This is a genomic window from Deltaproteobacteria bacterium, assembly GCA_019308995.1.
In the GTDB taxonomy this organism is placed as follows: domain Bacteria; phylum Desulfobacterota; class Desulfarculia; order Adiutricales; family JAFDHD01; genus JAFDHD01.
On record JAFDHD010000027.1, the window covers coordinates 24317 to 30374 of the forward strand.

3 protein-coding genes are annotated in these 6058 nt (G+C 46.5%); all 3 read left to right on the forward strand.

Annotation, left to right across the window (positions count from 1 at the left end; all coding sequences use genetic code 11):
• Positions 1-456 precede the first annotated feature (456 nt).
• Positions 457-3978 (forward strand): chromosome segregation protein SMC, encoded by a 3522-nt coding sequence (gene smc, locus JRI95_06815; protein MBW2061262.1) that lies wholly within the window; start codon positions 457-459, stop codon positions 3976-3978.
• Positions 3953-5059, forward strand: a complete 1107-nt coding sequence (gene ftsY, locus JRI95_06820) for a signal recognition particle-docking protein FtsY (GenBank protein ID MBW2061263.1) — start codon at positions 3953-3955, stop codon at positions 5057-5059. The genes smc and ftsY overlap by 26 nt, the downstream gene beginning before the upstream one ends.
• Before the next feature lie 402 nt (positions 5060-5461).
• On the forward strand, positions 5462-6058 hold a 597-nt coding region (locus JRI95_06825), incomplete at its 3' end, for an extracellular solute-binding protein (GenBank protein ID MBW2061264.1).

The window sequence follows — 6058 nt, forward strand, 5'->3', positions numbered from 1 at the left end:
GAAACAACATTTCCTTAGCCGTTAATAGGAACTCTATACAAAAAATTAAAAATCGCTTGGTTCCGGCCAAACTAGAGAACCACCCCTTATGTTCCTCATGGTTTCTTGATATACCATGAATCATGATTTTTTTCAATTTGGAAAAGGAACCGCTTGGAAAAGGAACCGCTTCCCGGATTAATTTCCCTGGACCAGATTTCCTAACTTAAGGCGAATGACTGCTCTTTAAATTATATGACACCATAATTTTCTGGTATTATGAATCAGCTAAACCTTGCGCTTAAAATAGCACAAGATATTGTGTTTGCGAAGAAGAAATATACATTACATAGTATTTTCTACTTTACAAACCTAATAAAGCCTGATACCATTTTTGAAAATTATCTGGCTTTATTTTTGATTTTAAAGATCAAGGTTTCAATCGGTTGATTGAACCGAAGAAGCGAGAAGGTGCCAATGAAGATCAAAAGTATGGATATTGTTGGCTTTAAATCTTTCCCGGAACGGACACGGGTGATCTTTTCCAAAGGAATCAGCGCCATAGTTGGACCGAACGGTTGCGGAAAGAGCAATATTGTGGATGCCTTTCGCTGGGTCATGGGAGAACAGAGCGCCAAACAGCTTCGCGGTCGTCAGATGGACGATGTGCTGTTTAATGGTACGAATTCTCACCAGCCAGCCGGATTGGCCGAAGTAGTCTTGACCTTTGCCAACGGGGACAGCCGCGAGTATGAACATTTTAAGGGATTGAGCGAAATAACGGTTACGCGGAGGCTGTACCGGTCAGGAGATAGTGAATATCTTATTAACAACCTGCCATGCCGTCTCAAGGACATCATTCAATTGTTTATGGAAACAGGCATGGGAACCAAGACCTATTCCATTGTTGAGCAGGGCCGCATTGGGGCCCTGGTGGACCTCAGGCCTGAAGAGCGCCGCATCCTGATTGATGAAGCTGCTGGTATCACCCGTTATAAAGCCCAGAAAAAAGAAGCGGAACGCAAGATTGAAGTCACAGAACAGAATCTAGTTCACATTCAAACCTTAATGGCTGAAACCAAGCGTCAGCTTAACAGCATTGCCCGGGCATCGAAAAAGGCTGTTCGTTACCGCACGCTAAAGGCTGAACTTAAGGAGATTGATCTGAGTCTGGCGTCTGTTCAATTAAAGGATCTGGAGAGGCAGCAATCAATTTTAAGCGAAAAGCGGGATGAGCTTCATTCCTGTCTTGTTTCTCATCTGACCAATGTGGAGAAAATGGAGGTTGGCCTGGAAGGCACCCGCCTATCCATTGTTGAGCAAGAAAAAATCATTGAAACCAAAGCTGATCTACTTTACAGCCTCAAGAATGAGTTCAACACTCTTTGCCAGGAGAAGGATTTTATTCAAAACCAGATTGCAACGACCAATTCCCGGCAGGAGAATCTGACCATAGAGGTATCCCGTCTCAAAGACCAGCATCGTATCCGAAGAGAGGAATTGGCCTGTATTCAGGAAGAGATGGGTCAGCTTGAAGGAGAACTGGAAAGCCAGAAGTCGGTCCAGGTTGAATCTCAATCTGATTTCAATAAATTAGATCAGACATATGAGTTAGCTCTAGCCCAAAGAGATAGATTGAAGCAGGAGTTGGCTGAGGTTCGGACCAGGTTGGGTCGCGTGGAAGAGCTGATCATAGCTCATGAACGAATGGCTCAAAGCCAGGCTCAAAGGCGAGAAGAGATCACTGCTGCGATCGAAAAGCACAGATCTGAATTGGAACCGCTAACCGAACAGATTCAGGAATTAACCCAGAAGATTGATGGATTAACTTCTTTTCAAGAGGAAATTCAGAAAAGGCTGGATTCAAGACGAGAAAAGCTTAAGACCAGCCAGGCCGAGCTTGAGTCACTCGATCAACAGACACGTGAGGTTGAGTCTGACCTGACGCGAGTGTCCTCGAGATTGGCTACGCTTAAGGATCTTCAAGCCAACTTTGGCTGGTATTCAAAAGCGGTCCAAGCCCTGATGGCCTCTCCTGAAATGAAGGCGGCTGGAGTCATCGGTCCTTTGGCTGAACAGATTACAATTCCAGCCGGCTATGAGATGGCGTGGGAAGCAGCTTTTGGGGAGCGGCTTCAGTATATTTTAGTCCGAGACCAGGCGGCCGCCATTTCAGCTCTGGATTACCTCAAAGCTCATAAGCTGGGCCGCTGCGGCTTTATTTCATTAGCTGGTCAGGGGCTTGGTGCAGAAACGAACCTGACCCGTGCCTTGCTGGGAGAGTATGAGCTGGTTGATAACATAGCCGAAGCCCTGGCCCTGGGTCCGGGTCATGCCATTTTGACCCGGGATGGGGCTTACTTTGGTCAAGACGGCCTGATTGTTGGGGGAGAACCAAGGGATCAGGAACAGGGATTACTGGCTCATCGTCATGAGATCGAAAAGCTCACCCTTGAGATCAAGGCCCTTGAAGACGCAAAAAAGCGGTTAGCCGATCTTGCTCAAGTCTGGCGGCATAAAGTCAACGAAAGCACAGATTTTCTCGCTGGAGATGAGCGCTCTTATCAGGAGATAAATACGCAATTACTTGAGGCGGAGAAGAGTCTTTCCGTTTTAAATGTGCGCTGTGAGGAAGCTGAAAGCAGCCTGGCCGCCCTTATTCAGACATTAGAAGCGCAGGAAGCCAAAGCCAGACAATTAACCGCTGAGAAAGATTCTGCAAAACGGGAAAAGGAGAACCTGGAGAAGGTTGCCTCTGACTTGAGCTTGGAGTTAGAAAGCACCGAAGAGGGGCTTCTTTATCATGCACAGGAGCTTGAGACGGCCAGGGAAAAACAACAGGAAGTATCCCTCAGGATAAATACTCTGGATGGGCGTATAAGAACACTTAAGCGGGACGAAGTCAGGACAGAGGAGTGGATAAAAGAGACCGAGTCAGGGCTTGAGGTTAAGGATAATGATTTTAAAATATTACAGGCTGAAGTGAAAAGGCTCCTGGCTCGAAAAGAAGAAATTCATCGCTCTATGGAAGGTTTTGACGATCGTCTAGCCAAAGCGCAAGAAAATGTTGCCTTTGAGCGCGGTCGCCTCGATAATCTGAGGGCCGAGCTCAATACGCAGGAAAATGAGCTGCGTCTGGAAAGACGGCGTCGAGAAGAAATGAACGAACAGATCAATAAACAGGACCTGGATCTCCAGGAAGTTGCTTTCAAGAAGCAAAATCTTCTGACAAGGATCGAAGACGAATATCACCTTAACCTTGCCAATCTGCCTCAAGAACTTCAGCTCCGACCGGAACCTGATTTTGACATAATTGAGGCTCAAAATCACCGGGATGAGCTTAGGCGTAAGATCGAAGGGTTAGGCGAGGTCAACCTCACGGCCATCAGTGAGGAAGAAGCACTGCGGGAGCGCTATGATTTCTACAAAGAGCAGTATGATGATTTAGTAGCGTCCATAGAAAACCTCAAGGAGTCCATTTCTCGTATCAACCGTACCTGTAAGATTCGTTTTAACAATACCTTTCAGGCTGTGGACCAGAAGTTGCGGGAGGTATTTCCGATCCTGTTCGATGGCGGAGAGGCCTGGCTGGCCTTAACCGATGAAACCGATCCCCTGGACTGCGGCGTCGAGATTCATGTGCATCCGCCGGGCAAGAAGTTAACGGTTATGAGTCTTCTTTCCGGCGGTGAAAAAGCCCTGGTCGCCCTGGCCTTGATTTTTTCACTTTACCTGATCAAGCCAAGCCCCTTCTGCCTGCTCGATGAAATAGACGCCCCTCTGGATGAAGCCAATATAGACCGTTTCAATCGGCTTCTAAATAAATTGGGACAAACCTCGCAGATTATTCTGGTGACTCATAATAAACGGACAATGCAGATGGCAGGGACCCTTTATGGTGTGACCATGGAGAAACCAGGCGTCTCGAAGATGGTAAGCGTAAATCTATCCGAAATTGAGGAAAAATTAGAAGATGATCAAATGGTTCAAACGATCTAAGGCAGAGGATCAAGGAATAGAGGAATCCGCCTTAGATCGTGAAGATGATAATCATACTGTTATTAAGGAGCACACAGTTGAGACCAGTGAATCGGGAGTCACGAGAGTAGAGGCCCATGAAGGACCTCTAACCAGCCTGGTTAAAGAAGCCTCACCATCAGAGAGCAAAAAAAAAAGTTTTGTTTCCCGCCTCAAAGAACGCCTGGTTGAGACCAGAGCCGTTCTGACCACCCGTGTTGATCATCTTGTCCTTGGTGTAAAGGAAATTAACGATGATGTCCTGGATGACTTAGAGGAAATCCTTATTACCTCAGATTTGGGCGTTCAAACCACCCAAACCCTGATCAAGGCCATCAGTGACAAGGTGGCTCGCCGCGAATTGAGTTCCCCTGAGCGGCTCAAGGATGTGCTGCGAGAGGAGATCCTTAAGATTCTTTCACTTCCTCAACATGAACCAGACAAAGGCGTCCATCCATACGTGATCCTAGTGGCGGGAGTTAACGGCGTAGGGAAAACCACGACCATCGCTAAGCTGGCTCACCGTTTCATCAGCCAAGATCAGAAGGTTATGCTTGTAGCAGCGGACACTTTTCGGGCTGCGGCTATCGAGCAGCTTCAGATTTGGAGTGAAAGGGTTGGGGCGGAACTTATAAAGCAGCAGTCTGGAGCTGACCCTTCCGCAGTGGTCTTCGACGCCCTTCATGCAGCCAAGGCCCGGGCAACAGATATCGTTATCATTGATACTGCTGGACGACTCCATACCAAGGTCAATCTTATGGAAGAGCTTAAAAAGATCAAGCGCATCGCCGATCGGGAGATGCCCGGCGCGCCCCATGAGATTTTACTCGTTCTGGATGCGACCACCGGACAGAACGCAATCAGCCAGGCCAAGCTGTTTAACGAGGCTGTGGAGGTGACTCATCTGGCTATGACCAAACTGGACGGTACGGCCAAAGGAGGCATCCTGGTAGCCATCGCCTGCGAATTTGGCCTGCCCATCCGTTACATCGGCCTTGGCGAAAAAATGGACGATTTGAAGGATTTCGAGGCTGCGTCATTTATTCAGGCGCTTTTCGATTAACCCGGCCCGTTAACCCAAGCTGTTCAAATAGGTCCGTTTTTTAAATGCAACCCTGCGCCCCATTCCCTTGCGAATTGACTAGGCGTTATTTACAGTTTTTTTCTCACATAAACTTCGGTTCGAAACCATGAATGACTGAGAGTACCGCTAGCTATGCTGTTAGATTCGAAGTTTGAAAAACCCTAAGGCACAAAAAAAAATAACCTTGACAACCCTTGAGGAATCTGTCAAATTTTCTGGCAGTGTTTAAAAGGGGAAGTGATAACTACTTGACCTAATATTTTTTAGGGACTTTTTTCACCTCTAACAAAGGAATGGGGGAAGAGCCTTGATGACCAATCCCCAGGTAATAAGTGGGTTAATTAATATTCAACAATGAATCTTATTTCAAGGAGGGGGAAAATGAACAAAAGCAAGGTCAAAAAATTCGGTTTTCTTACAACGTTTACAGTTCTTTTTCTTTTACTTTTTTCTGTAGTTGCCTTTGCCGCATCTGATTTCAACTGGCGCAAGTATGAAGGCACGACCATCCGAATAATCTTGTCCAAAAGCGCTTTTACACCTATTGCTCTGAAGCATATCAAGGAATTTGAACAACTGACCGGAATAAAGGTCATAGCCGAACACTATTCTTCAGCTATATTACGCCGCAAGCTCCTGATGGAACTGGCGGCCAAGAACAAGGACCTAGACATGTTTCAGGGTATGATGAAAACCAATTACCAGTATAACGCGGCTGGCTGGCTTGAACCCCTGGATAAATATATCAAGGATTCGGCTCTCACTTCTCCAGATTATGACTATGAGGATATTTACCCGCGCGTACGTTCCATAATTAATGGCAAGACTATCGGTATCACTACCAGCAATAATCCCCAGGTTCTGATGTATCGGAAAGATTTATTTGAAAAATACAATGTCAAAGTTCCCACAAACTGGAAAGAATTAGAGGCGGCGGCTAAAAAGCTCACCTTAGATACCAATGGCGATGGTAAGACG